The sequence below is a fragment of the Bradyrhizobium sp. AUGA SZCCT0182 genome (assembly GCF_018130185.1).
In the GTDB taxonomy this organism is placed as follows: Bacteria; Pseudomonadota; Alphaproteobacteria; order Rhizobiales; family Xanthobacteraceae; genus Bradyrhizobium.
Window position 1 is genome coordinate 36,875 of sequence record NZ_JAFCLY010000004.1, and the last position, 26,755, is coordinate 63,629.

At 63.1% G+C, this 26,755-nt stretch carries 27 protein-coding genes and 2 pseudogenes; 12 read left to right on the plus strand and 17 right to left on the minus strand.

Annotated elements, in window-relative coordinates:
• Positions 1–179: 179 nt before the first annotated feature.
• The 15 genes and pseudogenes from JQ611_RS06245 to JQ611_RS06315 all read right to left on the minus strand — a co-directional run bounded on the left by JQ611_RS06245 (position 180) and on the right by JQ611_RS06315 (position 11,416).
• Complete coding sequence (locus tag JQ611_RS06245; RefSeq protein ID WP_212464831.1) at positions 180–896, minus strand: alpha/beta fold hydrolase; 717 nt, start codon at positions 894–896, stop codon at positions 180–182.
• Between the two features lie 20 nt (positions 897–916).
• Positions 917–1,240, minus strand: a pseudogene (locus tag JQ611_RS42935) (AMP-binding enzyme); the annotation flags it as partial.
• On the minus strand, positions 1,224–1,376 hold the full coding sequence (locus JQ611_RS06255) for a hypothetical protein (RefSeq protein ID WP_212465049.1): 153 nt from the start codon (positions 1,374–1,376) through the stop codon (positions 1,224–1,226). The pseudogene JQ611_RS42935 and the gene JQ611_RS06255, both read right to left, overlap by 17 nt.
• Positions 1,377–1,560: 184 nt before the next feature.
• Positions 1,561–2,577 carry an NADP-dependent oxidoreductase gene (locus JQ611_RS06260; RefSeq protein WP_212464832.1) on the minus strand — a complete coding sequence of 339 codons (1,017 nt, stop codon included), beginning with the start codon at positions 2,575–2,577 and terminating at the stop codon, positions 1,561–1,563.
• A gap of 37 nt (positions 2,578–2,614) precedes the next feature.
• A complete protein-coding gene (locus JQ611_RS06265; RefSeq protein ID WP_212464833.1) occupies positions 2,615–2,977 on the minus strand; it encodes a hypothetical protein in 363 nt (120 codons plus the stop codon).
• Between the two features lie 575 nt (positions 2,978–3,552).
• Entirely contained in the window at positions 3,553–3,786 is a 234-nt protein-coding gene (locus JQ611_RS06270) for a hypothetical protein (RefSeq protein WP_212464834.1), read from the minus strand.
• A 936-nt stretch (positions 3,787–4,722) separates the two neighbouring features.
• Positions 4,723–4,970, minus strand: a pseudogene (locus JQ611_RS06275) (type II toxin-antitoxin system Phd/YefM family antitoxin).
• 161 nt (positions 4,971–5,131) lie between these two features.
• Complete coding sequence (locus tag JQ611_RS06280; RefSeq protein ID WP_212464835.1) at positions 5,132–6,118, minus strand: type IV secretion system protein; 987 nt, start codon at positions 6,116–6,118, stop codon at positions 5,132–5,134.
• A gap of 11 nt (positions 6,119–6,129) precedes the next feature.
• Complete coding sequence (locus JQ611_RS06285; RefSeq protein WP_212464836.1) at positions 6,130–6,375, minus strand: EexN family lipoprotein; 246 nt, start codon at positions 6,373–6,375, stop codon at positions 6,130–6,132.
• Complete coding sequence (gene virB5, locus JQ611_RS06290) at positions 6,372–7,133, minus strand: P-type DNA transfer protein VirB5 (RefSeq protein ID WP_249132972.1); 762 nt, start codon at positions 7,131–7,133, stop codon at positions 6,372–6,374. Before virB5 ends, JQ611_RS06285 begins: the two co-directional genes overlap by 4 nt.
• The gene (locus JQ611_RS06295) at positions 7,091–9,457 is read right to left on the minus strand and encodes a VirB4 family type IV secretion/conjugal transfer ATPase (protein ID WP_212464837.1); all 2,367 of its coding nucleotides are present in this window, start codon (positions 9,455–9,457) and stop codon (positions 7,091–7,093) included. Before JQ611_RS06295 ends, virB5 begins: the two co-directional genes overlap by 43 nt.
• The gene (locus JQ611_RS06300) at positions 9,450–9,800 is read right to left on the minus strand and encodes a type IV secretion system protein VirB3 (RefSeq protein WP_249132973.1); all 351 of its coding nucleotides are present in this window, start codon (positions 9,798–9,800) and stop codon (positions 9,450–9,452) included. Before JQ611_RS06300 ends, JQ611_RS06295 begins: the two co-directional genes overlap by 8 nt.
• Positions 9,800–10,096, minus strand: coding sequence for a TrbC/VirB2 family protein (locus JQ611_RS06305; protein WP_212464838.1), 297 nt, complete (start codon positions 10,094–10,096; stop codon positions 9,800–9,802). Before JQ611_RS06305 ends, JQ611_RS06300 begins: the two co-directional genes overlap by 1 nt.
• A gap of 71 nt (positions 10,097–10,167) precedes the next feature.
• Entirely contained in the window at positions 10,168–10,740 is a 573-nt protein-coding gene (locus JQ611_RS06310; RefSeq protein WP_212464839.1) for a type IV secretion protein, read from the minus strand.
• A 40-nt stretch (positions 10,741–10,780) separates the two neighbouring features.
• Positions 10,781–11,416, minus strand: a complete 636-nt coding sequence (locus tag JQ611_RS06315) for an acyl-homoserine-lactone synthase (protein WP_212464840.1) — start codon at positions 11,414–11,416, stop codon at positions 10,781–10,783.
• A 222-nt stretch (positions 11,417–11,638) separates the two neighbouring features.
• Here JQ611_RS06315 and JQ611_RS06320 point away from each other — a divergent pair, with 222 nt between their 5' ends.
• From JQ611_RS06320 to JQ611_RS06345, 6 genes are all read left to right on the plus strand, one after another.
• Positions 11,639–12,367 (plus strand): autoinducer binding domain-containing protein, encoded by a 729-nt coding sequence (locus JQ611_RS06320; RefSeq protein WP_212464841.1) that lies wholly within the window; start codon positions 11,639–11,641, stop codon positions 12,365–12,367.
• 728 nt (positions 12,368–13,095) lie between these two features.
• Positions 13,096–13,272 carry a hypothetical protein gene (locus tag JQ611_RS06325; RefSeq protein ID WP_212464842.1) on the plus strand — a complete coding sequence of 59 codons (177 nt, stop codon included), beginning with the start codon at positions 13,096–13,098 and terminating at the stop codon, positions 13,270–13,272.
• 205 nt (positions 13,273–13,477) lie between these two features.
• A complete protein-coding gene (locus JQ611_RS06330; protein WP_212464843.1) occupies positions 13,478–14,380 on the plus strand; it encodes a DUF3991 and toprim domain-containing protein in 903 nt (300 codons plus the stop codon).
• Between the two features lie 312 nt (positions 14,381–14,692).
• A complete protein-coding gene (locus tag JQ611_RS06335) occupies positions 14,693–15,295 on the plus strand; it encodes a DUF1419 domain-containing protein (protein WP_212464844.1) in 603 nt (200 codons plus the stop codon).
• A gap of 10 nt (positions 15,296–15,305) precedes the next feature.
• Positions 15,306–15,500, plus strand: a complete 195-nt coding sequence (locus JQ611_RS06340; RefSeq protein ID WP_212464845.1) for a hypothetical protein — start codon at positions 15,306–15,308, stop codon at positions 15,498–15,500.
• A gap of 93 nt (positions 15,501–15,593) precedes the next feature.
• Positions 15,594–20,693, plus strand: a complete 5,100-nt coding sequence (locus JQ611_RS06345) for a helicase-related protein (protein WP_212464846.1) — start codon at positions 15,594–15,596, stop codon at positions 20,691–20,693.
• A 27-nt stretch (positions 20,694–20,720) separates the two neighbouring features.
• On the opposite strand, the gene JQ611_RS06350 is transcribed toward JQ611_RS06345, so the two are convergent.
• Entirely contained in the window at positions 20,721–21,218 is a 498-nt protein-coding gene (locus JQ611_RS06350; protein ID WP_212464847.1) for an RES family NAD+ phosphorylase, read from the minus strand.
• Positions 21,219–21,226: 8 nt separating this feature from the next.
• Positions 21,227–21,577 carry an antitoxin Xre/MbcA/ParS toxin-binding domain-containing protein gene (locus tag JQ611_RS06355; protein ID WP_212464848.1) on the minus strand — a complete coding sequence of 117 codons (351 nt, stop codon included), beginning with the start codon at positions 21,575–21,577 and terminating at the stop codon, positions 21,227–21,229.
• Between the two features lie 332 nt (positions 21,578–21,909).
• Here JQ611_RS06355 and JQ611_RS06360 point away from each other — a divergent pair, with 332 nt between their 5' ends.
• The 6 genes from JQ611_RS06360 (at position 21,910) to JQ611_RS06385 (ending at position 26,566) form a co-directional block, all read left to right on the plus strand.
• Positions 21,910–23,616: a ParB N-terminal domain-containing protein gene (locus tag JQ611_RS06360; protein WP_212464849.1), complete on the plus strand. Its 1,707-nt coding sequence runs from the start codon at positions 21,910–21,912 to the stop codon at positions 23,614–23,616.
• An 86-nt stretch (positions 23,617–23,702) separates the two neighbouring features.
• On the plus strand, positions 23,703–24,176 hold the full coding sequence (locus JQ611_RS06365) for a hypothetical protein (RefSeq protein ID WP_212464850.1): 474 nt from the start codon (positions 23,703–23,705) through the stop codon (positions 24,174–24,176).
• The gene (locus tag JQ611_RS06370; protein ID WP_212464851.1) at positions 24,173–25,045 is read left to right on the plus strand and encodes a DUF7007 domain-containing protein; all 873 of its coding nucleotides are present in this window, start codon (positions 24,173–24,175) and stop codon (positions 25,043–25,045) included. Before JQ611_RS06365 ends, JQ611_RS06370 begins: the two co-directional genes overlap by 4 nt.
• On the plus strand, positions 25,036–25,215 hold the full coding sequence (locus JQ611_RS06375) for a hypothetical protein (protein WP_212465050.1): 180 nt from the start codon (positions 25,036–25,038) through the stop codon (positions 25,213–25,215). Before JQ611_RS06370 ends, JQ611_RS06375 begins: the two co-directional genes overlap by 10 nt.
• Before the next feature lie 65 nt (positions 25,216–25,280).
• Complete coding sequence (locus tag JQ611_RS06380; protein ID WP_212464852.1) at positions 25,281–25,580, plus strand: hypothetical protein; 300 nt, start codon at positions 25,281–25,283, stop codon at positions 25,578–25,580.
• 398 nt (positions 25,581–25,978) lie between these two features.
• Positions 25,979–26,566, plus strand: a complete 588-nt coding sequence (locus JQ611_RS06385) for a hypothetical protein (RefSeq protein WP_212464853.1) — start codon at positions 25,979–25,981, stop codon at positions 26,564–26,566.
• Positions 26,567–26,755 lie beyond the last annotated feature (189 nt).

The window sequence follows — 26,755 nt, forward strand, 5'->3', positions numbered from 1 at the left end:
ATCTGCATGCTATATCTCATACAGCCACATCAGAATGATGATCGACATTCAGATGGTCAAGCAAGAGTTGGCGCCCGCCGTGTGGGACATTCACGGGTTTAGAGAGCCGCGAACGCAGTCAGTTCGCCTTGGGTGGCTCGGCGGTTAGGTTGCCGACGCCGGGCCAACCCCGAGCCCCCTCAGAAGAGGCCAAGCAGCGCCGCCGCAAGCGCCGCCGGGGTCGAATAGAACGGCGAGTGGTCGGAGTCCAAGGTGATCACCCGTTCGCACGGCAGGGCGGCTTGCATCTCGCGCTGCATCTCGAGGCTGATCACCAGATCGTCCGTGGCTTCGATGTAGACGCGGGCCACACGCCCGAAACGCTCCGCGCTGATCTTCACAGGGGTTGTCAGCGCAGCCGTAGGCTCGGGCGTAAGACGCTTCGCAGCCGCTCGCGCCAAGGCCTCTGAGGTCCGGCCGTAGAAGATCGGAAGCGCCGGTTCCAGATCGACCACGAGGCATGATGGGTCGGCGGCAGGCTGGATCACCGCTCCTGGTCCGACGTCAGGATAGCGCCCAGCAACATCGACCAGCGACTGCCCCTCCTTCAACAGGAAGGCCGTGAGGTAGACGAGCGTGTCGATCCGATCCGGGACCCGTTCGGCCACCTCGCTGATGACGAGTCCGCCCCGGCTGTGGCCCACCAAAATGACCGGAGCCTCGGCCCGGGATGCTAGATCAGCCACGAAATCAGCCCAGTCAGAAAGCGGGTCGCTTCCGAGTTCGCTTGTATCCGCGCCCATGCCGGGCAGGTCGGGGGGAAGGACCTGGTGTCCTTCCGCAGTGAGGAGAGGCGCCACGTGCTCCCAGCACCATCCGCCGTGCCAAGCCCCGTGGATCAGTATGAAGGTCGCCATGCTGGAACCCCTGCCCTTCCCTATGCTTCGGACCGGATAGGCGCTGCGCTTGGGGCCTTCGCCCGTTTGGCGGATTCCTCTTCGTGAAGTTCCTTCTTGGAAAGCTTGCCGATCGGCGTCTTGGGCAACTCCGCGCGGACCTCCACGTCGGCGATCATCTCGTGCTTTCCAAGCTTGTCTTTCAGAAAATTCTTCAGCTCGGCGAGGGTGACGGCGGGCGCTTGGTCCTTGAGTTTGATGAAGGCCTTCGGCGCCTGCCCGCGGTATTCGTCGTGAACGCCGATGACAGAGACTTCCGCAACAGACGGATGTTGATAGATCGCGTCTTCAATTGTCTTCGGATATGCGCCGGTCCATGAAGTCGATCGCCGGCTTATTCGGCCACCTCTCCGCCGATTGCTCCAGCAACCTCTGAACCGGCACGGTGGCCAGGTCAGCATCCCATTTGACGCCTTCCGGATAGGATCTGAGCCACGGCATCTCGTGTCTCCTCGAGACTCCCGTCGGGCGGGAGCGTTCTCTTGAGCCGGTCGTTGTTTCGTCGCGGCGGCTTTCGCGACGGGCTGAGCGCCAGGCCAACAGGTTGGTTCGCTCTGGAAGCGATCATCTGGATGGGCCGCGGGCCGGGTCCGGAGCGGCGCCCCGGCTCCCTGCGGCCCAGCGCTCAGGGCACCTCCGCCACCTGCAAGACGAATTTCCCGACATTGTCTCCAGCGAACAGCTGATTGAGCGCGGTCGGGAAGTTCTCCAGGCCCTTCACGAGGTGGGTCCTGGGCTTGATTTTGCCGTCCGCGATCCATTCCGCGAGTTGCTTGCGCCCCTCGGGATACCGGTCTTGATAGTCGAAGATCACGAACCCGATCATGCTCGCCCGGGCGATCAGAAGGTTCATGTAGTTCGTCGGCCCGGGACCGACCGAGGTGGCGTTGTACTGGGACACGGCGCCGCAGACCACGATGCGCGCGCCCTGGGCGAGGTTGCGCAGCACGGCGTTCAAGACCGCACCGCCCACATTGTCGAAGAAGACGTCGATCCCTTGCGGACACGCCGCTCTCAGGGCCGCCCCGAAGTCCTCCGCCCGATAGTCCACCGCCCCGTCGAAACCGAGTTCGTCAACGAGGATCCGACACTTCTCGTGGCCTCCGGCGATCCCGATGACGCGGCAGCCGATCGCCTTGGCGATCTGCCCCGCGACGGTGCCGACCGCTCCGGCGGCGGCCGAGATCACGACCGTATCGCCTTGCTTCGCCTTACCCACGTCGAGCAGCCCGAAATAGGCGGTGAGCCCGGGCGTGCCGAGCGCGCCCAGATGCACCTCTGGCGGCGTGCCGTCGGCCTCGATCCGCTGAACCTGGTCCGCCGCGATGGCGACGAACTTCTGGATCCCGAACACGCCTTCCACGATGTCGCCTTTCGCGAAGCCCGCGGCCTTGCTGGCCGCGACCCGGCCGACCCCGGCCGCACGCATCACCTCGCCGATGCCGACGGGGGGTATGTAGGATCGTCCGGCGTTCAACCAGGTGCGCATCGCGGGATCGAGGGAGCAGTAGAGGACCTCCACCAGAACCTCGCCCTCAGCGGGCTGGGCGACCGGTTCGTGCGTTAGGGACCAGATCGAGGGGTCGGCGAGCCCCGGCGCAGGTCGCTCGGCCAGACGGACCTGTTGGTTGATCGTTGGCATAGGGATCTCCTTGGATGCGTGGGTTGGCGTCGGACGGCTAGGCGAAGCAGGAGGGCTTGGCGGCCGCTATGCGGTATTCGGCGTGCAGCCGGTCGACGATCGCGGCGACAGGTTCGATATCGGTGACGCTTCCGACGCCATGTCCGGCCGACCATATGTCGCGCCAGCGCTTCAGGTTCGCCTCGCGCGTCTTCTCGTCGCCAAAGTCGACCTTAGGTTTGAAAAGGAGCTCATCCGGATCGATGCCGGCGCGCAGAAGGGTCGGCCGCAACCAGTTGCCCAGGACGTTGGTGACAGTGTTGGTGCAGACGAGGTCGTCGACCGTCGAGGCGATCAGCATCTGCTCGTACTCGTCCTGCGCGAGGCTCTCGTGAGTGGCGATGAACGAGGTTCCCATCACGGCATGTCTCCCTGGCGCGCCGCCAAACCGGTGGCGCAATTGTCCGTCCGAGGGGCTGTAGCGCCGGACAGGGCTGAGCCCTCCATCGACCACCATGCGCGGAACGCGGCTCGGCGAAGAGGGCCGAAGTGGCCAAGGTGGAGGCCGGAACGGCCATGGTGATAGCGCCGGTTGGCCCGACGTATCGCCTGCTGCGCCAACGTGGTCACGCAGCGTTGTGACTGGACCTCACGAACCAGGCACGACGAACACAAACAGGGACGCGGTCGCCCGTGTCTCCGCGCGGCGCGACGTTCCTTGGTGACGGCGATGACGGGCATGAGCAGGGAAGATCACGCCGCTTCGCTTGCGAGAATACATCCTCGGAATTCCCCGCTCGTCCCATTTTTCTCACGCGAAGTGAGTTGCACACGTCAACGCTCACGATGCGCGAGGAAGTCAGAATTTTGCACACGGACTGCACACGTGGCACTTTATTGATATGAAAAAATTGGCTTTTCACTCCAGTCCATCATCAACTTGGCGGCGCCGTTGGCTATTCCTTCCTGCTACGAGACAAACTCTACACTCATCCGCTAGAAAGGAAGTGTCGCCTGATCCTCCGACCAGTCAATTATATCAAAGGTCATTCCGCGCCTGAGCATCTCTACTTCCAGATCGGCGGCGTGCTTTTTCCAGTCCGGCGTGTGGCGGACCCGAAACCGGGGTTCCTCGCCTTGCGCCTTTAGGGCGTCATCGGCGGCCAGCGCGCCTCGGATACCCTCGTACATCATGGTGAGGCTGTCGTTCGTGAACGCTCCATAATTCATCGAGGCCGTTCCGCCCTATGAAAAAGCCGCCGCCGGGTTGAGATCAGCGACGGCTTTCACGCTCGTGACCACCAGAAGGTCATGGCAATACTAGGAGGCGCGTGGTTAACGGCAGGTAACCAACGTACAGCAACTTTTCGGCGATCAAATTCACTGAACCTAGAGCCATAGACGAGCATAGTCGGCCCCACGTGCAGTCAAGGGTGCGAGGTCGTCACGTGGTGATGGTCGAGCGGCGATTTGTTGGTCGAACGACGATTTCGAAGAGCGCGTTGTTCTATTTCGACGCGCGGCGCGGCGTATTCACGTGCACAGTTCACGATGTTACGAACCGAGGTGCAGGAATTCGGCTGCAAGACTGCAACGTCCTGCCGGTCGACTTTGAATTGACGTTCGATAATTTTCACACTGCCCGAAAGTGCCGCGTGATTTGGCGGCAGGGCAATTTTGTTGGCGTAGCATTTCTGAATTGATCACAGGCGGTTTTCGCTGCGTCCCGATGAATGTCCGGCTAATCAGAACAGCCAGTGGGTGAACAGCGTGTTTTTGCAAGTTGCTATAGCAGCAAGGTGTTGATCGGCGCGGGTCCCGATGCCGATCAGTACGGTAAACCGATGTTCCACCTTGCGCTCGAAGGAGTACTCTTGGACGCTTATTCACAGTGGAGATTGTAGATTCGTTGTTACCGTTTTTCGGCGGCCCTATTGACCGCGTCTCGCTCACGTTTTCCGACCGCCACTACGACGAAAATCAATTGCCGTCGCGAACCTCGAAAACCAGCCGATATCCGACGCTTCGCAGCTTGATTTTGTATCGATCCTTGCTGCCCTGAAAGCTTCGCGGCAGGCACGCGCGGACTGACCAGTTTTGAATTGATCCTACGTGTTGCTGTCGAGCTTCCGCCACTCTTTCGGCGCGGCATCCAGAAATGCCAGCTCATAGGTCATCCAACGTAACCTTGATGACGGCCTCGTCCTTACGAGCGTCGGCAATAGCGTTCAGCTCGATATGTTCCAACCGATCCATCATCGCTTCGTAGGCTTTGGCCGGCACGCAGTAGAATGCTGGTTCGTTTCGATTAAGGATAGCGACAGGCGCGCCTTCTCCGGCTGCAACGGGTCCCATCGGATTCCTTTCAACTCCGACACGCTCGCCGTCATTTCCGCCAATATCAGGCTAGCCATAGCACGCTCCATAGAACCAAATAGCGTACCTTTATTAGTACTTTAGACTGGTCATTCCAAGCCTTGGCGACCGGCCGTCGGGAGCTGAAGGATTTACCCATCAGCCCCTCGTACGTGCGCGGGCCACACTCTTTTGGCCCGACCAACCGGAGAATAACCGGTTATGCGGCCGTGCTCCCCTGCGATCGGGTGCGCCGCATGCTGCCGCCCTGGCGGCTGGCCCGCATCGCCGCGAGGCCACGACTGGCCGCCCCGCGCGCGCCGGCATAGGCGCCGCCGGCGGCGGCCGTGGTATTGGCGATCAGCGGGCTCGTCACCAGCCGGCTTGCGAGCGACGCACCACCCCCGGCGAGACCGCCAGCGATGATCGGCAGTTGAAGCGCGATATAACCGGAAAGACCGAGCACCGCGCTGATGGCGATCGCGGCCACTACCATCTCGCCGGCTGTTCCGGCGTTTGCCGCGAACCTGTCGATGAAGCCGCTGACGGTGGTCAACATCAGCCCGACGAGGGCGACCACCAGCACCAATAAGATCACGAAATTCGCGACTTGCCGAAGCCAGGCTTCTGTAAACGGGCGGGTCGCCTCAAAGAGACCTAGCGCAATGAATACCGGACCGAGCGCAATGACCACGCCAAGACCCACTTTTGCGTAAAGCAGAATGGCGAATTGCAGGAACGATCCGACGGCCACAAAGACCAGGAGGATGGCCGCAATCAGCGCAGGCGCGATGTTGGTCAGGCCAGCCTGATCGTAGATCTTGTTGGCAACGTCGATCCCTTTGGACAGAAGCTGATCGAACGGAGCGCCGGAACTGGTATTCAGCCCCGAGCCCGCCAACGCATTGCCGATCTCCTTCGGCAAAGAATCGAAGAACAATCCCGTCACGTATTGTTGGAACGCGCTCGAGTTCGTCGCTAGCAGCACCACGACCACGATCCGCATCGCCCGCCATGCAAACTCCATGATCGGCTCAGTTATCGCTCCCCGCATCACGGCAAAACCATAGAGGATGACGTAGAGCATCACGGCGGTGCGCAGCGGACCATCGATGTAGGAGGCAAGATTCGACACCGAGGTCGATACGAATGCCGTGATCGGTTGCTCGAACTCTTTCAAGAAGCTGTCGAAGACGTTTATGGCCATGGCGGCGGTCCTTACTTCACGGCGTCTTTCATTTCTTGGACGGTGACCTTGTTGCGGGCTTCATTGGCGTTGATGCAATTTGGCGTCTTCGCGAGTTCGCCCGGGTTGTCGCGGCACGCCTTGAGAGTTACTGCAAGCTCGTCGCGATGTTCGAAAAACCAGCCGACTGTTTTCGGCGCATGACTGGTATCGGCCTCATTGCAGCCCGCAAGAGCGGCGGTGACGGCAACCAGCAGAATGCAAGGCGTTATCCTCATTGCAGCGCCGCCTTCATTTCATCGACCAGTTGTCGCTGTTTCTCCCGCTCCCGCTGACCGTCCATGTCCACGCGAGCCTGCTGGATCATCGCCAGACCCTGCATCCGGAGCACATCGTTTTGCAGCAGGGCCTGTTCGGCCTGCAGGCGCGCCGACAGATCGAGAACTTCCTTGGCGTCGGTCGCCGAGCTGATGCGAGTTCTGAGCTCCTCAAGGGCATCGACGCGCTGCGAGGCGGTATCGTACACCGCCTGGCCCATCGAGTGCTTCGCTCCGGTCTGCCGGGCGATCCGGTCGAGCTCGCTCTGGTAATACGAATTGCCGCTGTTGCCGGCATAGGCGCGATTTTGATTGAGATACTGGTTGATCGAGTTCGCAAAATTGCCGCTGCCCTGCCCCGCGAGCAACTTTTCGATATCGGCAAACTGTTGCGGCAGAACTTTACGGAACTGCGGCGTGTTTAAGAGAGCTCCGATGTCGTTGGCATTGGTCCGCTTGTTGAAACTGTCATAAAGCTGCTTGGCCTGGTTCAATTGATCTTGCGCGACCTTGAGCTGCGACGTCAGGGTATCAACCTGCTTCTTCAGTTCCGTCAGTTGCTCGAATTGCCGCGCAAAGACGCTTGGGTCGAACACAATCTCCGCCCCTGCCGGCGAGGCCATCAGGAGGGTCACGACCGACAGCGAGGTGAGAAGCGTCGGTCCACGTTGAGTTATCATCGGGTTTTCCTCCGCTCTGCGTGAAATACCGGCAGCCATTGGGCCGGATCGTCGCCGGTCTCGGAGCGAATGTGATCGAGCAGTTCGACCGTTTCGGTGCGTCCTGACAGGACGGCGAGCGCGTCGTCAAAACCGCCGAGGTCGAGTTCCGCCACCACCGAGTTATGGCCTTGCTTGACCAGGAAGCGCCGGCTTTCGGGAGCCAGCTCCTCCTTGATCAAGCGGAACTCGGTGTCGGTGAGGTGGAAGCCGTCGACATAGTCCGATCGCGTTCCCCGCGCATTCGGCAGGAAAATCTGGGTCGGGCATTGCTCGACAATGGTGTGCGCGATTGGGGAGGCCAGCGCATCCCGCGGAGATTGGGTGCCGAACACCATGACGCCGTTCTGCTTGCGGATGGTTTTGAGCTTGTTGTTGGCGAGATCGCGAAATGCTTCGTCGCCAAGCGCCTTCCAGAACTCGTCGATGTCGATGATCAGGCGCCGGCCGTCGATCAGGCGCTCGACACGATGGAACAGATACATCATCAGCGGCGTCCGGACGGTCGGGTGATCGAGCAGATCCGTCATGTCGAAGCCAATGAAGCGGGCGTCGAGGCCGGTGGCGTCCCGGTCACTGTCGAGCACCCAGCCGTAGGGAGCGCCGAGACACCAACGTTCCAGCCGGGCACCAATGCCGTCGCGATCCTGTTGGCCGAGAAAGGCGCGCAATGCGCCGAACGAGCGTTCCTCCTGTCGGAGCTGGCTAAGCGCGCGCAACCCGGAATCGATCCGTTCCTCCTCGGTGACGGTTAGGGGACGGTTCTCGGGCGTGACAAGCTTCCGGACCAACTCGCCCAGGAAGGAGAGATTCGCTGGTGTCAGCTCCAGCGCCTTGAGCGGTGCACAGCCGGTCTGGACGCCGTTGCGGAGCGTCAAATACGTGCCGCCCACAGCACGGACGAAAATTTCGGCGCCACGGTCCTTGTCGAAGAACACATAGGTTGCGCCAAGCCGTTCGGCCTGTGACAGCAGAAAATTCTGAACGACGGTCTTGCCTGATCCCGACGGGCCGCAGATGAAGGTGTTGCCGAGGTCGCCGTGATGGAACGAGAAATAGAACGGCGAGCCGGAAGCGGTCTTGAGTATCGCAACCGCCGGTCCCCAATGGTTGCCGTCTGGCTTTCCGACCGGATAGGTGTGGAACGGGGAGAATGCCGCGAAATTGCGTGAGCTGATCGCACCCGCTCGGGCGCGGTATTTGAACAGGCCAGGAAGCTGCGCCCAATAGGCTGCCTCAAGCCCAAGGTCCTCGCGTGCCACCACGGCGCCCGCGTCGGCCAGCGCGCGCCGTGCCACGCTCATGTGGCCCTGCAGCTGCGAAGGCGTATCGGCTGAGACGAGCAGCGAGAGGTGATGATCACCGAGGGCAAACCGGTTGGATTCGAGGTCGTCGAGGGCGTCAGAGAGCTCGTCGATCTGTGAGGCCGCCGGATCCTGAGCCGACACCAACTGATTTTGCTTTCGAGTCAGTACCGTCTTGGCATCGGCCTTCGACAGAAAGGCAAAAGATTGCGTGAGGATGAGCTCGAACGGCGCCGAAAGCAGTGCGTTCAACAGTCCCGGCCGGGTGGACGCCGGATACTCCTTGATCCCGAACATACCGGCGAAGCGCGATCCGCCGGCACCACGGATTTCAAGAGCCTCGCGTCCGAAGATGACGCGGTTGGAATAGAGCGCAGGACCGATCGGTCCTTGTGGCAAAGGCATCGAAATCCATTCGCCAGAGGCGAGCGCGTGGAGCAGTTCCATCGGTTCTGAAAACACGATGCCATCGCGCTCGACCAGACCGACGGCACGCGCGCCGTAACGCTCAAGCGCCGCGACGACGTCGCGCTTGGCATCCTCGAGCCGTTTCAAGGCCTCGCTGTCAACCTCGGCGGAGCGCCCGCTGGCGCGACCGAGCCGCTTGAAGAACGCTGCCGCTGCGTCCGTCGTGGCACGGCCGGGATGCCATACCAGCGTCAAATAAAGGTCGTTGCGAAACAGCGCGTCGCTCTGGAGCCGCTGGCGATATTGCGCGTCAAGAGAGGCTGCAAATGTCGATCGGAACGTGCCGCTTGGGTAAGCCGATGTCTGACGACGGATCAAATGGGACCACAACGCGAGCCGGTCGTCCGCGATGTTGCGTAGCGTGAGGTTGAGCTTTGCATGAAGATCGTTCAGGTCGGCCGCCTCAGCCGTCTCGAACGATGTGCCGTCGATCCTGATCACGGTGATCAAGGCGCGGGTCGAGAGGCTGATCACCGTATCGGTCACGTGCCGACCGAACGGCAGATAGACGTCGGGTTCGATCTCCCGAGCCTTGAGCGCAGCGTTACGCATAGCCGAGATCCTTCGTTCGGTACCGCCGAACCAGCTTCAGCGGCGCGCAGGACGATCCGCCCCAGTACGGTGCGTTGCGTGTGCGTCCCCGGGTCTCGATCCAGGCAAGCAGGATCCGGAACATGTTGGGATCGTGGCGGCAGACGATCCGGCAGAGCCCGTGGATCGGCAGCGCAACCAGGCCGTATAAAATGCTTCCAGCCGCCAGGAACAGGATGCAGGAGAACATCACATTGAGCGCCATAGCTTCCATGGTGACGCCGGCAATCATGGCGGGACGCGTGCAGGCCAGGAATAAAGTGTCCTCGGTGAGACGCATGGGCTCGTGGGTGACGACGATCATCAGCGCCCCCCGGTAAGGGTCGAAACCACCTCGGAGGCACCGAATGTGATGGCGACGCCGAGCACGACGTAGGCGGCCTTGCGCAGATCGAGGTAGCCGAACATCCACGCAATGCCGACGATGATGACCGCCAGTGTCGCCAGCAACCGCGCGACATTGCCGGTCAACATCGTGACGATGTTCTGGAGCACGCCCTCGATATTTGCGGTCTGCGCCAGGGCGGGCTCGGCCAAGGCGATGCTGAGAACGGCCGCCATGCACAGGAGGGCGACGGAGTGTTTAAGAGGGGAAGTCATGACACGGCTCCGATTGGCACAGCAGCCCATCCGGACCGCGGCGTTGAGTTGAGATAAGAAGATGATGATCCTCATCGGTCATAGACAAAGGCCGACGTGCCCAGTCCTGAGCGATAGACGTCCCAGCGCGGCCGCTCGCTGACAGAGGGTGAAGGAGTATTGATTGTCGTGTCGCCAGTGGAACCGTTGGCACCGGCGGACGCCTTCGGCTGGGTACGAGGCGCCGGCGTTGTACTGGGAGCCCTGGCGGCAAAACTCACGACAACTTGGGCAATCGCCTGGTCGTGCTCCGAGCTCTTCATGTTTGCCGCCTGCAGTCGCGCGTCAAACAATTTGCCAAGGCCTGCGATGTGCTTGCACGCGTCGAACGTCGTGGTAGCCGTCAGCCCGGCCTGCTTTGTCTCCTTGGCATCAAGTTGAGCGAGTCCGGTCCGGACCTGCTGGCCGGCGGAGATGGCCTCAGTTGCGAGCTGGATGGCTTCATCACGATTGGTTGCCTGAATCGGAATCGGTTTGCGCCCCTCAATCGTGATGAGTAGCGGCTCGAACGAACTCGCCTGCCGCACGATCGCCGTCAGCGGCCGGACCAGGTCTGGCGTCGGGGCGCACTGTGCGACCAGAGCGGCAAATGCGGCAGGATCCATGGTTGAGAACCTTTTTGTCGGCAGCTGAGGACGTTCGATGCTATGCCGCGAGCACGAGACTTGACGGCGCGTCAATCGCAAGCCCGGAAATCTTTCCGGTTGCCCGGATCGCGCCGAGAGCGGCATCGGTGATGGGCAACAATCCAGCCACCGCTTTGGTCGCCCCGATTTGACGAGGCGCGCCCAGGCGATCGAGATGCCATCCGGCCCGGCGCAGGATGCGCTCCATGCGCAGATCCGTGACCGTTGCGATGGCCTGAAGGCCGCGCTGCTGGCCCCATTCGATCATTGCGGCAAACAGCAGGAACGTCGCTTCTCGCAGACCATTTTCTGCTGTTGCCGCCACACTCTTGGTGTCAACGCAAAAGCGGGAGCTCTCCCAGATCCTGGCAGCCTTCGGCGGCGCGTGGCCATCCAGCAACACCGGGAACGTATCCGCCAGCATGTTGCGTCCTGTGGTGGGCAGCAGGCGAACACAACCAACAACGTCGCGGTGATCGACCGCTAAAAGGTATGTTGGCTTTAATGTGTCGTACTGATCGATCTCCAATCCGTCGGAGACAGAAACGTCCCAATCGAGCCGTTCCTTGAACACGCGCCCTCGCAGGCGATGCATTCCCATTGTCAGTTCAGCGTCGCACAGGAGTTCCGCACGCGTCCGCACAATGACCTTCATTATTGATCTCCTGCTTACGAATCACAGCTTCGAGATCAGAAAAGCAGGCGCGGTCGCGGCGTTGCGCTGTCAGTTCTGACAGGGCGTTTTGGAATTGTTCTTGCTGTTGGAATTGGGTCTTGCCGCAAAGCGGCCGCAACATCGCAATAGACGGCCTGCACGCAGAGCGCGAATCATTGGGGAGTTCGCGTTGGGGAACCTACGAAGTACTGAAGTGGCGCAATGAAAGATGTCAAAAGAGCGTGCAATGAATTCGTCGATTGTCTTCACGCTGCCCATACGGAAGATGATTTTCGGCGTGTCGCGGAACGAACCGCGCATGCATTGGGATTCCGGTGGTTCGCCTATTTGGGTCAGCGCGCGAATGGCCCCAATCTGATCTCATCTTACCCGAAGAGCTGGACCAGCCACTATTTTCGGGAAGGATACGACAACATCGATCCCGTTCTTCAGGAACCGCGAAATACAAGCCGGGTGGTCCTGTGGGATGGACGCGAGGCGCGCAGTGCAAGGTCGGCGAAAGAACGCCGTCTGTTTGACGATGCGCTCAGCTTCAAGATCAGGACCGGCCTGACCGTTCGCATTCCCTCAAGCCAAAACCAGTTCGCGGCGTTCACGCTGGCGGTGGACGACCGCAGCCTTGGCCTCGATCGTTTCATCGAGACCTCGCAAGACATGTTGAAAATGGTCGGTCTCACCTACCATGCACATGTGAGCGCCAAGATCGGACGCACGTCAGCAGGCGGCGGGATAGGGAGCCCACTGACACAGCGCGAGCGGCAGTGCCTCGCATGGATCTCTGACGGCAAGACGATGCAGGATATTGCGGACCTTCTTGATGTCACGCCGCGAGGTGTAAAGTTTCATCTGGACAATGCCAGGCGCAATCTTGCTGCATTAACCCTTCCGCACGCTGTGGCCCTCGCGCTTCGGCAGGGATTGCTCCCATAATGCGCAGAACGAACGTCCGGTTCGGCAAGAGTGGCCCCAAGATTTGCGGTTCAAACAAGGTGGGCTTGCCAACGGTGGTGCAGGAACTCTTCCAGTGAAGTCGGCGCCCGATCATTTGCCGTATTCAGCCAAAAACGATGTGCTGCTTACAGTTCATCGTGCTTATGTCTTGGCGGGAATTGGGCGTCGCCCTGCGGGCCGGGCTGTTGGCTGCGCTCAAGCCCCGCAAGCGGGTCTTCCCCCTTGCGGGCTGCCATCCCTGACGCGGCGTCCCAGGACAAGTGCAACTGCTGATCCGATAGGAAGCAGTCTCTCAGGTACTCGGGTCAGGCTTTACTTCTTAGTGCATGCGACGTGTACGCCCTTGATGGCGTCGAATGGAACGGCAATGTCGCAATGAAGCCCCGGTCGTACGAAAAACAGCATTCGTTGACGCCGGTCATCGTACGGACGACGTCCGTTCTTGCTGTTGAACACGGCGGCAGTAGCTGCACGGACGAAAGATGTGCACTTTGTTTGGCACACCATGCTTCCGGTGAAAAACCATCCCCGCTCTCGAATGGGCTTTCCTTGGTTCTGGTTCGGCCTTCCACGATCAACCCGCAAGGGGTTCGCTACGCAAGCGTGCGACCTCTTCGGCTTCGCCTGCGAGGTGACCGCAGCCGCCCCCGAACACATCGGCGCCTGTCGAGCGGGGATGGTCCCCGCCGCAAGACGGGAGCCGTTCAATGTCGCACAATCTCACCCTCGCTCAGAACCATGCCTTCGACCTGGCGCGTACGCTGATGGTGCCGGTCATCCTCTTCCAGGCTGAGAACGAATTCGGCGTGATGGTTTCCAGCGAGTACGACGGCGATCAGGACGCCATCGTTCATGAGTACGACCCCTGGTGCCCGGCTCATTGAGCCGGGTGACCGGCTGCCGCTGGCGCCATGCCGGCTGCAAGGGAGGCTTCGCCGCGCCCGACGATGCGGCGACTGACGGTTTGGTCAGCGCGCCCTTGCATTCGGCAGGCTTCGCGGCCGGTCGGGGACGTTCCGCAAGGCGAGGAGCAAGACAGACCAACGCAAGGAGGAGGCGGACTCGCCTGGGCGAGTCCGGTGCATACAAATGGACAAACGAGCAATCGAAGAACTGCGCCAAAAGATCGGCTGCGCGGCCCTGCTGGAAAAAGACGGCTGGAAGGTCGACGTCAAGGAAAGCACCCGACGCGCGATCAAGTATCGCCGTGACAGCAATATCATCATCGTCATCCACGAAGGCCGCGGTTGGTTCGATCCCCTGTCGCCCGCAAAAGGGGACGTGTTTTCGCTCGCCGAACACCTCGGAGCTGACGGTTTCGTCGAAGCGTGTGGCCGCGTTGCGGATGTGGTTGGCTTCGTTCCCAGTTCATCAGCGTGGCAGCGTCCGGCGAGGCCAAAGGCCGCCCTTGCATCCGTTGCACAGCGGTGGGGACATCGCTTCGAGCCACGCCCCGGCTCGCCGGCCTGGCGCTATCTGACCCGCGAGCGCGGGCTGCCGGCTGACATCGTGAAGCAGGCGGTCGCCTGCGATCGTTTGCGAGAGGGGCCCCAAGGCAGCATGTGGGCAGCACATAGCGATTCTGCTGGAGCGCTCAGGGGGTGGGAGGAACGTGGACCGGAATGGCGCGGCTTCGCCACGGACGGCGCCAAAAGGCTTTTCCGCTTCGGGCCGGCCGGGTCCGAGCGAATCTGCATCACGGAGGCGGCGATCGATGCCATGAGCCTCGCCGCGATCGAGGGTCTGCACCCCGATACCCTTTATGTCAGCACCGGTGGCGGCTGGTCTCCGGCGACGGATGAAGCCATCCGCGACCTGGCCAAGCGCGCCAACACCTGGCTTGTGGCCGCAACCGACAACAATCGGCAAGGTGACGTCTATGCTGATCGCGTGCGTGCTATCGCCGCGCAAGCGGGCGCGCGGTATGCGCGGTTGCGACCGCGCGCCGATGACTGGAACGAGGAACTGAAGGCGCCGACGGCCAGCTCTTGATGCGGCTCGCAAACGCGACGCCCGGCCGGGTCGTGGCGCGCCGGCAAGGCCGCGGTTTGAGTGCGGCCCCGATGCTGGTGAGCGGCAGGCGAAGGAGATCGAACAATGAGAAAGGAAAAAATGAAATGGCAATGAGGCGCTGCCGCATGCCCGGCCTGCGCGTCAAGGGTGAAGCTTCGCCCGCGTACCGCGGCCCTTGACCCGCCGGACCGGCGAGGCGGCCGGCGAGGAGGTGTGATGAAGGACTGAAGTGACGAAAAGATCAGGCGGATCGCTCGCGTTTCAGTCCGGCCAGGCCAACAGGAGCCGCCGATGCACACTTCACCTGCCATCCGCAAAGTCTTCGAAGGCGTCGCGACGCGCCACGAGATGTACCGCATGTTCAACCGCCATCGCGGCGATCCGGCCATGGCCGAGGGGGAGGCTCGGCACCTCTTCGCCGGCGAATGGTTCGAGATCGCGGAGGCCGAGCATGATTACATGCTCGAAATCCTGCCACCGCTCTTCATGCGGGCCGACATGTTCGCGATGCGGGAATTCATGACGGGCAGCGTCACGAGCGTCTTCTTCTCTCTCTGCATCGACGGCCGCAAGCGCTTCTTCCACGGATATTGCGACCTCGCCGATCGCAGCGCCCCTGAGCGCACGAAGCAGGCGATCGTCGAGCGCGAGTTGCGGCCGGTCCGCGCCATGACACGGGATGAACGCCTCGATCATATCTGGTCGAGCACCCATGACGACTACCGCGGCCACGCCGGCGCGCGCTGGCCCGCCGCTGTGCAAGGCAAACGCACGGTACTGGTGTTCTGCGGAGAAATGGGCACCGTGCTGAAGCTCCTCGACGATCTCTCCGATGAAGAGATCGCCGCCAAGCTGCCTGTGCAACTGCGCCGCCTTCCGCCGCTTGCGGCCTGAGGAAACTCCAATGCAAGGCACCTACGATCGTCTCCGCGTCCACACCTTCGCGTCGTGGCGTGACGTCGTGCGCGCCGCGAACGGCCGCATCGCCAAGAATCATCGCCGCGCTCCGGCGATGAGGGAAGCGCGCAAGCGCTTTTACCACGAGATGCTCGACTGCCACCAAAGGCACCAGGATCTCGTCCGAACCTTCCGGCTCTGAACCCCCTCAGCACCCATCCACAACCCACGCAACGCGACCCGCCGAACATCTTCGGCGGGTCGATGCCGTGCGCCCCAAACAGGAGTCCGCCCGATGGCGCTCAACGACCCCTTCACCCTCGATCTCTTCGGTAGCACGTCGGTTTCGTCCGGCCTCGGGCTCGGCGTCACGGCCTTCCCCGCCGCGGGCGAGCCCGACGACGCCGACCACGCCGTCTCGTCTACGAGACCCGCCCCTGCCCTTCCGCTCACCGCTTCGAAACCGGCGCTCGTTCGCGGCGAGAATTTCCACCTCGACGGCGACCGCGGGCTCGCGAAGAGCTGGCGCGATCGCGCGCGGGATAATCTTGCAGCGATCCGGCTCGCAGCGGTGATTGAGGCCGAACATCGGCCGGCGACGGCGGACGAGCAGGCACACCTGATCCGCTTCACCGGCTTTGGCGCGTCCGAGCTTGCCAACGGCGTCTTCCGGCGTCCAGGCGAGGACGCATTCCGGAAAGGCTGGGAGGACATCGGTGGAGAGCTCGAGGGGCTTGTCGACGCCAGGTCGTACGCCTCGCTCGCCCGCTGCACGCAGTACGCCCACTTCACGCCGGAATACATCATCCGCGCGGTCTGGATGGCTGTGATGCGGCTCGGCTTCCGCGGCGGCCGGGTGCTCGAACCCGGCATCGGCAGCGGCCTGTTTCCGGCGTTGATGCCGGCAGCGCTGCGCGACGTCTGCCACGTCACCGGTATCGAGCTCGATCCGGTGACCGCCCGGATCGTGAAACTCTTGCAGCCGCATGCGAGGATTCTCAATGAGGATTTCGCGCGGGTCGAGCTGAGGGCGCATTTCGACCTCGCGATCGGCAACCCGCCCTTCTCCGACCGAACCGTGCGCAGCGACCGTACCTTCCGCGCGCTCGGCTTGCGCCTGCACGACTATTTCATCGCGAAGGCTCTTCGGTGCTTGAAGCCGGGCGGACTCGCCGCGTTCGTCACCTCGACCGGCACAATGGACAAGGCGGATACGAGCGCACGCATGCACATCGCCGCGACGGCGGATCTGGTCGGCGCAATCCGCCTGCCGGAGGGCAGCTTCCGGACCGAGGCCGGCACCGACGTCGTCGTTGACATCCTGTTCTTCCGCAAGCGCCTTGAAGAAGAGTCCGCCCGAAGCAAGACCTGGCTCGAGCTCGCAGAGGTTCGCGGTGCGACCGAAGACGAGGGCGCAATCCGCATCAACCGGTATTTCTCCGAGCATCCGGAGATGGTGCTCGGTACGCACGCTCTCGCCTCGGGCCCGTACGGCGAAGCCTATACTTGCCTGCCACATGTGGGCACCGATCTGGGCGAGGCGCTCGCTGCCGCGGTCCTGCGCCTTCCGGAATGCGTCTACGACGGCGAGCCGGAAGCTGTCGGCCCCGGTCACGCCGACCCGGCGGTCGATGATCGGCGCCACGAACCCGGGATCTGGATTCGCGAGGGCAGCTATTCCATCGGGGCGAACGGCGCCCTGGTGCAGATCGTCGACGGCGAGGCCGCCACGATCAAGATCCGGAGAGGTCGATCCACCGACGGCGTCTTCGGAAAGCACGCGCGCATCGTCCGCAAGCTGATTCCGATCCGCGACGCCGTCCGAGAGATCCTCAAATGCCAGGAGACGGACCAATCCTGGAAGCAGCCACAGGTCCGGCTTCGCATCGCTTGGTCGAGCTTCGTGCGGGATTTCGGACCGATCAACACCACCGTGGTGTCGTCGGTTGAGGACGAAGAGACCGGCGAGGTTCGGGAAACGCACCGCCGGCCGAACCTCGCCCCCTTTGCCGATGACCCCGACTGCTGGCTCGTCGCCTCGATCGAGGACTACGACCTCGAAAGCAATACCGCCAAACCGGGGCCGATCTTCACCGAGCGGGTCATCGCGCCGCCGCCATCGCCCGCCATCACCTCGGCAGTCGACGCCCTCGCTGTGGTGCTCAACGAGCGCGGCGCCGTTGACCCGGCGCACGTCGCGGAGCTCCTGCACGGCGATGTAGACGCCGTGATCGCTGAACTCGGCGACGCGATCTTCCGCGATCCGGAAAACGGCGCGTGGCTGACAGCGGACGCCTACCTCGCGGGCGCCGTGCGCTCCAAGCTCGCCGCCGCACGCGCGGCTGCCGAACTCGATCCGGCCTTCGCCCGCAATGTCGCGGCGCTCGAGCGGGTGCAGCCGCCTGATCTGCGTCCCTCCGACATCACCGCCCGCCTCGGCGCGCCGTGGATTCCCGCAGCCGACATCATCGCCTTCGTCAAGGAGACGATGGATGCCGACATCACGATCCACCACACGGCCGAACTTGCCTGCTGGACGGTGAATGCGCGGCAATTGTCGTGGACGGCCGCGGGCACGACGGAATGGGGCACCCATCGCCGCCATGCCGGCGAGCTCATCTCGGACGCGCTGAACTCGTCGATCCCGCAGATCTTCGACACGGTGAAGGAGGGCGACAGCGAACGGCGGATTCTCAACACGGTCGAGACGGAGGCGGCCAAGGAGAAGCTCGCCAAGATCAAGGCCGCTTTTCAGGTCTGGATCTGGTCCGATCCGGATCGCACCGACCGTCTGGCGCGGCTCTACAACGACACCTTCAACAACATCGTGCCCCGTCACTTCGATGGATCACATCTGCAGCTCCCCGGCGCCTCAAGCGCCTTTTCTCTTTATGGGCACCAGAAGCGCGCGATCTGGCGCATCATCTCCTCCGGTAGCACCTATGTCGCCCACGCGGTCGGTGCCGGCAAAACGCTCTCGATCGCGGCCGCGATCATGGAGCAGCGCCGGCTTGGTCTGATCAACAAGGCCATGCTTGTCGTGCCGGGTCATTGCTTGGCGCAGGCTGCGCGCGAGTTCCTGGCGCTCTATCCGAACGCCCGCATTCTCGTCGCCGACGAGACGAATTTCGTGAAGGAGAAGCGCCACCGCTTCCTGTCGCGCGCCGCGACCGCGAATTGGGATGCGATCGTCATCACGCATTCCGCCTTCAAGTTCATTCCGGTGCCGTCCTCCTTCGAACAGCAGATGCTACAAGACGAACTTGAAACCTATGAGGACCTGCTGACCCGCATCGATTCGCAGGATCGCCTCTCCCGCAAGCGGCTCGAGCGCATGAAAGAGGGACACAAGGAGCGGCTGGAGGCGCTCGCGTCGCGCAAGGACGACCTGCTCACGATCTCGGAGATCGGTATCGACCAGATCATCGTCGACGAGGCGCAGGAGTTCCGGAAACTCTCCTTCGCCACCAATATGACTTCGTTGCGCGGCGTCGACCCGAACGGCTCGCAGCGCGCCTGGGACCTATATGTGAAGTCCCGCTACGTCGACATGAAAAACCCCGGCCGCGCGCTCGTGCTCGCTTCCGGCACGCCGATCACCAACACGCTCGGCGAAATGTTCACCGTGCAGCGGCTGATGGACCAAGCGGCACTGCGCGAGCGGGGCCTGCACGAGTTCGACGCGTGGGCGTCCACCTTCGGCGACACTTCGACCGAACTCGAACTGCAGCCCTCAGGCAAATACCGGCCGGTGACGCGCTTCGCACAGTTCGTCAACGTTCCCGAACTCATCGCCATGTTCCGCTCGTTCGCGGACGTGGTGCTGCCCGATGACCTTCGCGAATTCGTAAAGGTGCCGAACGTCTCCGGTGGCAAGCGCCAGATCATCACGGCAGAGCCGACGCCGGCCTTCAAGGCCTACCAGCGCCTGCTCGACGAGCGCATCACCGCGATCGAGGAACGCGACCGCGCGCCGGAGCCCGGCGACGACATACTGCTCTCGGTCATCACCGACGGCCGACACGCCGCGATCGATCTGCGCCTCGTCGATCCGGCGCAGGGCAACGAGGCTGCAAACAAACTCAACGCGCTCGTCGCAAACGCTTTCCGTGTCTGGAGCGAGACCGGTGCGCGCGCCTACCATCGCAAGGACGGCCAAGCCTTCGAGAAGCCTGGTGCAGGCCAGCTCATCTTCTCGGACCTCGGCACGATCTCGGTCGAGGCCACGCGTGGCTTCTCCGCCTACCGCTGGATCAGGAACGAACTCGTCCGCCTCGGCGTGCCGGGTTCCGAGATCGCTTACATGCAGGACTTCAAGAAATCCGAGGCGAAGCAGCGCCTGTTCAACGATTTCAATGCCGGCAAGGTGCGCTTCATTATCGGCTCGTCCGACACGATGGGCACCGGGGTCAATGTCCAGCTTCGCCTGAAAGCCTTGCATCACCTCGACGTCCCCTGGCTGCCGTCGCAGATCGAGCAGCGCGAGGGCAGGATCGTTCGGCAAGGCAATCAGCATGACGAGGTCGACATCTTCGCTTATGCGACGCTCGGCTCCCTCGACGCCACGATGTGGCAGAATAACGAGCGGAAGGCCCGCTTCATCGCCGCGGCGCTCTCGGGCGATATCAGCGTGCGGCGCCTCGAAGATCTCGGCGAGGGCCAGGCGAATCAGTTCGCGATGGCCAAGGCGATCGCGTCCGGCGACCCGCGCCTGATGCAGAAGGCCGGGCTTGAGGCCGAGATCGCTCGTCTCGAACGGCTCCGCGCCGCCCACATCGATGACCAGCATGCCATCCGCCGCCAGCTTCGTGATGCCGAGCGCGAGATCGAGCGTGCCACCCGCCGCATCAGCGAGATCGGGCAGGACATCGTCCGCTACGTGCCGACAGGGGGAGACGCCTTCGCGATGACCGTCATGGGCATAGCCTTTACGGAGCGCAAGCCCGCCGGCCGGGCGCTGATGCAGGAGGTCCTGTCCCTCGTTCAGCTTCAGCACGAGAAGGAGGCGATCATCGCCTCGATCGGTGGTTTCGAGCTTGTCTTCGCTGGCCAGCGTCTGGGACGTGAAGGCTACCACTACACGACCTTGGTTCGACGCACCGGCGCGGAGTTCGAAATCGACCTTCCCGTGACGGTAACGCCGCTCGGCGCCATCGCTCGCCTCGAACACGCACTGTCCAATCTTGAGGGCGAGCAGGACGCCTACCGGCACCGGCTCGCCGACGCGCGCAAACGCCTCGACACCTATGGCACGCGGGTCGGGGAGGCCTTCGCGTTCGACGCCGAGCTCGGTCTCAAGCGCGCGGAACTCGCCAAGATCGAGGTCGATCTTGCCAATGGCGGCGATAGCGCTGACACCGCCGGGTTAGCGGATGTCAGCAGAGCGGTCGCTTGATCGCCACGGTCTCGTCCGGCTCCCGCCTCAACGTGACAGCCGGTTCTCGTCATCGATCAGAGTGAGGCGCGACGGCGGTGAGGCGCCCCAGTCCCAGAGTACGAGATTGAGATCGGTCTCGGTTGCACCGGGCGCGAAGCTTCTGACCAGCAGCGCACGAAAGCCCTTGCCCATTAAGCGCCGGGCAAAGCTCTGCGCCCTCGCCTCTCCCGTCGCCTTCATCTGATCACGCCATGTCGTGTCGGCAAGCGCGGCCGCATCCATGCCTTCGGCCTTCAGCGCCTCCTCGTCTCGGCAATCAAAAACGTCCGCGATCTCCGCGTCGTAGGAGACGAGCGTCGTCGGCTGGAGGCTACCCGCCTGGTTGGCTTCCCGGAGCGCGGTCATCACCGTCAGCGACGAATAGAGTGCTGGCACACCCTTGGGATTGAAGCGTCCGCCGTAGAGTTCGGCGCCGCGGCCCGACAGCGGTTCACGCGCATAGATCGGGTTAAGGGCGCGATAGAGCGGGCCGCGATAGAGCATCGGTCGGATCAGGCGTAGACGCCGGCATCGACCGCATCGACGTATTCGAGCACGTCGTCAGCGCGGCCGCTGCGCACGAGCTGCATGGCGGTCAGCCCCGAAAAGCCCGGCAGCGGCTCGGATCGATACCAGGCATAGGCCATCATCGCCGACCCGAAACGCGGCTCGACCTTGTTAATGATCTCGACCATTTCGCGCAGACGCCTCTGGGTCTTGTCCGAACGGACCCGCTCCTTGCGCTGAACGGCGTCCTTGCCCAGCCCGGCTGTGCGCGCGACTTCCTCGCTTGTCGTGCGAAAGGCTTCCGCGATCTTGCGCGGGGCAAAGAAGCCGTCGTCGGCATATCGGACCAATCCCATAGTCGGTCTCCTTCGGAATCCTTATGACGCCTATTATGACGCAATATAGCGTCAGATAAAGCGGCATTCAAGGGGTTTAGCGATGAAAAGAGGGAGAGAAACCCGCTCGCAGAGCAGCCGGAGCGCCGCCGCTGGCGCTCAACCGACCGTCTCGCGATCCCGGCCGCGGCGCGCTCGCAAGGCGCTTCGCGCCCCGCTCGCGCCTGCCGGGCAGGGATGCTCGCCGGCAGTTGCGCCGCTCCGCTCGCCCTGCGGGCCGGAGGGGGTCTTCGGAAAGAAGACGATGAAGGCCGGCCGAGACGGTGGGCCCGAACCCTCGATGGAGCATTGCCATGGAACTGAGATTCGTCGATCCGCGCGCGCTGAAGGAGAACCCCGACAAGGCGCGCCACTCCAAGTCCAATCCCCAGGCCGACGCCTTGCTGCTCGCCACGATCAAGGCGGTCGGCATCGTCCAGCCGCCCGTGGTGACGCCCGAAGGTGACGGAGGCAACGGCTATGTCATCGACGCCGGGCACCGGCGCATCAAGCAGGCCATCGCAGCTGACCTTGAGGAGATTGCAGTCCTCATCGTTGACCGGGCTGAAGATGGCGGCGCCATGCGATCGCTCGCCGAAACATTGGCGCATGAGCCGCTGAACCCGGTCGACCAGTGGCGTGCCATCGAGCGGCTCGTCGCGCTCGGCTGGACCGAAGAGGCGATCGGCGTCGCGCTCGCACAGCCCGTCCGCCAGATCCGAAAGCTTCGCCTTCTTGCAAACGTCCTGCCAGCGATGCTCGACCAGATGGCCAAGGGCGATATGCCCGATGAACGCCAGCTTCGGACCATTGCGTCGGCCTCGCTTGAGGATCAGAAGGAGGTCTGGAAAAAACACAAGCCGAGCAAGGCTAATCCTCAGGCCTCGTGGTGGAGCGTCGCGCAGGCGCTGACCAAGACACGGATGTACGCGCGCGATGCAAGCTTCGGCGAAGACCTCGCCCAGGCCTATGGCATCCTTTGGCAGGAGGATCTGTTCGCCCCGGCCGACGAGGACAGTCGCTATACGACCGATGTCGAGGCCTATCTCGGCGCGCAGCACGAGTGGATGGCGAGCCATCTGCCCAAGCGCGGCGCGATCGTCGAGGTCAACGAGTACGGCCAGCCGAAGCTGCCGCCGAAGGCTGACCGCGTCTATGGCAAGCCCGGAAAATCCGACCACACCGCGATGTATCTTGATCGCGAGGGCAAGGTGCAGTCCGTCTGCTATCGCATGCCTGCTACAGCCAAGAAGAAGGCGGGCGATGACGAATTCGCTTCGGAGGACGGCCCGATCGAGACGCCGAAGGCGCGACCCGAGGTAACGCGCAAGGGCTTGGAAATGATCGGCGATCTTCGTACCGATGCATTGCATGAAGCGCTCGGACGAGCTCCGATCGAGGACGACATGCTGATTGCGCTGCTGGTGCTCGCCTTCGCCGGTCAGAATGTCAGCATCGCCTCCGGCAATGCCGATGGTTTCGCGCGCCTTGCACGACATGCTGCCCACCTGATCGACAAGGATGGCAAGCTCGCCTTCGAGCGTGAGAGTGTACAGCAGGCGGCTCGGGCCCTGCTGATGGACGTATTGTCTTGCCGCGTGAACCGGTCGGACAGTGGTATCGTTGCGCGCGTCGCTGGCGATGCGGTCGGCGCCAACAGCTTCCTGCCCAATATGGGCACGGAGGAGTTCCTGTCGTGCCTATCCCGAACGGCGCTCGAGGCGGCCTGCAGGGATACGCCCGTGTTGCCCCGACCGCGGGTGAAGGAAACGCGCGCTGAACTCGTCAAGCATTTCTCGGACGGGCGCTTCGTGCATCAAGTGGCCCTCTTCGCGCCCTCGACTGACAATGTCGTAGCTTGGGCCGAACGCTCTTCCTCGGCCGACCCAGACGAGCTCGACGAGACGTCTGAAGCGTCTGACGATCGTGACGGCAAGGACGCCGCAGCCGTGGCTGAGGATGTCGCGGTCGATGAAGGCTTTGAGGAGCCCGCCGGCTCCTATGCCGTCGCGGCCGAATAGCCCCTCCCCTCTCCTTCCGAACGATCTACGCCGTCGGCTCCGGCCGACGGCGGTTCTGTTTCCACAACCCGATACAGGAGGACGTCATGTCCGCACAAGCCATCTACGACACTGTGCCGCTCGGCTCTCTCGTCCGCTATTTCGATGGCACGCCACGACCACCCGAGCGATTCAAGAGAAAGCTCGCGGCCTGGGAGAACAACAACGATGGCGGTCGCCTCGTGCGCAAGAGCGCGCCACACACCGTCGGCACGCATACCACGCCGGCGAGCGTCACGCTGCACCAGGGCGACTTCGGCAACGCCGGCGTCATCGTCCTGAAGGTCTTCAAGACCTTCTCGGTGAATTCGGCGCTGACGTTCACCGTGATCGAACGTCCGATTCCTGGAATGGTGCGTGTTCTTGACCGCGCCGGCGACAATGCCGAACTTCTGCATCTCGCGGATACGCGCGCCGCGGCCAAGGCATGGCTCATATCGCACAGTTATTCCGACGCCGTGCTCGACGAGGTCTCCGCCGATGAGAGCAGATCGGACAGGGCTGAAGGGAGGGTGGCATGAACAAGCCTCAGCCCGCGCCCCATGACGACGACCCCACCCCTGCTTCGGCGGGGGTTTTGTTTGCCCGGACCCATGACGGCCTTCTGGTGGCGAAGGTCGGTGACCACGCCTTCGTCATGATGCCGGGCGCCAATGGGCGCCACTATCTCGCATCGGCCTGGCGGCTGTGCGCGCCGATGGAAGAATGGACACGCGTCGACTTTCACAGTCATGGCGGCGAGCTGAAAGACGAAGCCTCCTTTCGGGCGCGCGCACACGAAAATGCCGAGCATCAGCGCCACCGTGCCGCGCTCGGCCGGCGGGAGATTCGGTCCCGCGCAAATACGCCTTGGGGCGTGTCGCAGGGGGAGACCGTCTATTCGGACGGCGTCGTCGCCCATTCGACGGCGGGGCACGGCGGTTTTCATCTCGATGCCGCGCACAACACGAAGGTCCACCCTGCCCTTCGCGCGCCGGACGGCTGGTACGAGGAAGACTGCGCCTGGGCGGCCGTGGCGGAGGCCTTTCCGGAGCTGTTCACCGAATACGAACGTCGCTGCGCCGACCGGACGATCCGGGACTGGTATCCCGACGCCTGGGAGGCCATTCATAGCCGTCCCCTTCGACCGGGCGAATCCCATCAGAAGGATCGGCGCGAATTCGAGCGCGATCATGCCCTCCGCTGGGTCGTGATCTCCGCTATCCGCTCGGGCCATCATCCCGGCATGGCGGAATGCGTCGCCACGCTTGGCGGCAATCGCGGCGCCGCCGAACAGCGCCGCTATCTCGTTCCCTCGGGCGAATACGATCCCGGCCGCTTCGGGTTCGTCATCGATGAAGCGCGGCATCATCTCTACGACGGTCCCTCGAACTTCGTCGGATGGAGGTGACCAATGCCCTGGCACCTCATCTCCAAGGCCTTTGGCTGGTGCGCGCCACCGACGAGGACGGCATCACGCCCCTCCTCGTCGTCTGGCATCCGCTGCTCAAGCGGCATTTCAGCGGAGATGACGCCTGGAAGCGCGCCGTGCGGCTCTCCGTCCACTCTCCGGAGTCCTAGCGCCGTCTTCGCTCCGGGAAAGGCCAAGGAAGACGCTTCCATGATCGAGCCTATGCAACAACGCAATGCTGCTGGCGAGGATGGAGACAGCCGAGGGCGACACGCGTCGCCGCCTTCGCATCATCGAACGCCAGATCATCTCCCGCGCCGAGCGCATGACGGTCACCGATCGCGTGAGGCGACGACGGCTTGGTCGCGGCGCGTCAACCGGGACGCGCGCCGACGAGCGACTGTTCCGGCAACTTATTGCGGAACTCACACTGGCACGTCGCGGCGAAGTCGACGCTCTGACGCGCAAGCTCGAGCGGCAGGAGCTGGCGATCGCCGCGTTGCGATCGCGTCAGAGCAGTCCGGCGGCGCCGTGATTGCGCTGCGTCCAGGCGGGCCATAGCGATGAGGTGCCCGGCCGGCAAAGGCGAAACGGGCTGGCTTGGAGAAGGTCGGTCGATCATCGCGAGCCGATCTCGGTTCGCAGTCGAGCGTAGACCCTCGGCCGTCACTCCCTCGGTTTGTGCTGCGGTCTGAACCGGCCGCGGTCCTCTTCAAGGGCAAGTCGCGAGCGATCGGCGGCCGCCGTCTCGACATGGGGGGGCCGCGGCCTTCGCAGGCCTGAAGGCCCGCTCGTCCGCGCCCCGCCCATGCTCGCCGTGCAACCGCCGCCCCCTGAAGCGGCCCGCTCGCGCCGGTTCTGGTGGACCGCACCCGAGGGACAGACGGTCGAGGGCCGAAGCTCCCGAGGGCGAAACCGAGAAAGGATCTCACCATGACCAAGACTACTCGTTCCTCTCGCGCCAGCGCCCGTGTCATCCCGCTTCGCAAGGGCATCACTCTCGAAATGGTCCGGCTCGCTTGCCCAGACTCGGCGCAGGCGCAGCGCATCTCCGAAAGCTTTGGCCTTGCGATCCTGGACAGCGACGGCATACGCGATCTGCATGAGCGGCTCATCATCGAAACCGCCGACGCGCTCAAGGACGGCTTGAGTGAACGCGCCATGCAGATCCACCTTCAACGGATCGTCGGAGCTTATGTCGGGTCGGCCCACGGTGCCGGGCAGTTCTACACCCGCGCAGTCACTGAAGCGCGAGATGCGACCGCCAAGCTCGCCAACGACAGCCGCGATGAGGACCTCGATGGTCCGGTCGGCTTCGATAGCCAAGCCCAGCGCAGACGTGAATTCGCCGCCGACATGGGCGTGCAGGCTCACGCGCTTCGCATGGCCGCCGAAGGCGCCGTCGAAGCCTACGAAAAAGTCATCGGCGAGGCCTGGAAGCCGTTCGAGCGTCCCGTCGACAACACGACCGACACCGTCGGCCGGAAGGCGGCCACGGCGCAGATGTCAGCGTTCGACTGACCGTTGGCGCGGGGCCTCGGCCCCGCGCCTCTTCCACTGCAACCAATTGAAGGGCCGGTCCGCGAGATCGGCTCTTTTTCGTGTCGCGATGGCAACCATGTCAGTCGTCCAAATCACTCGCCATTGCTGCCCCTCCCGGTCCAGGTCGCTGCGCCGGACCCGTTGCCCGCACAACGGCTTTGCCGTCCT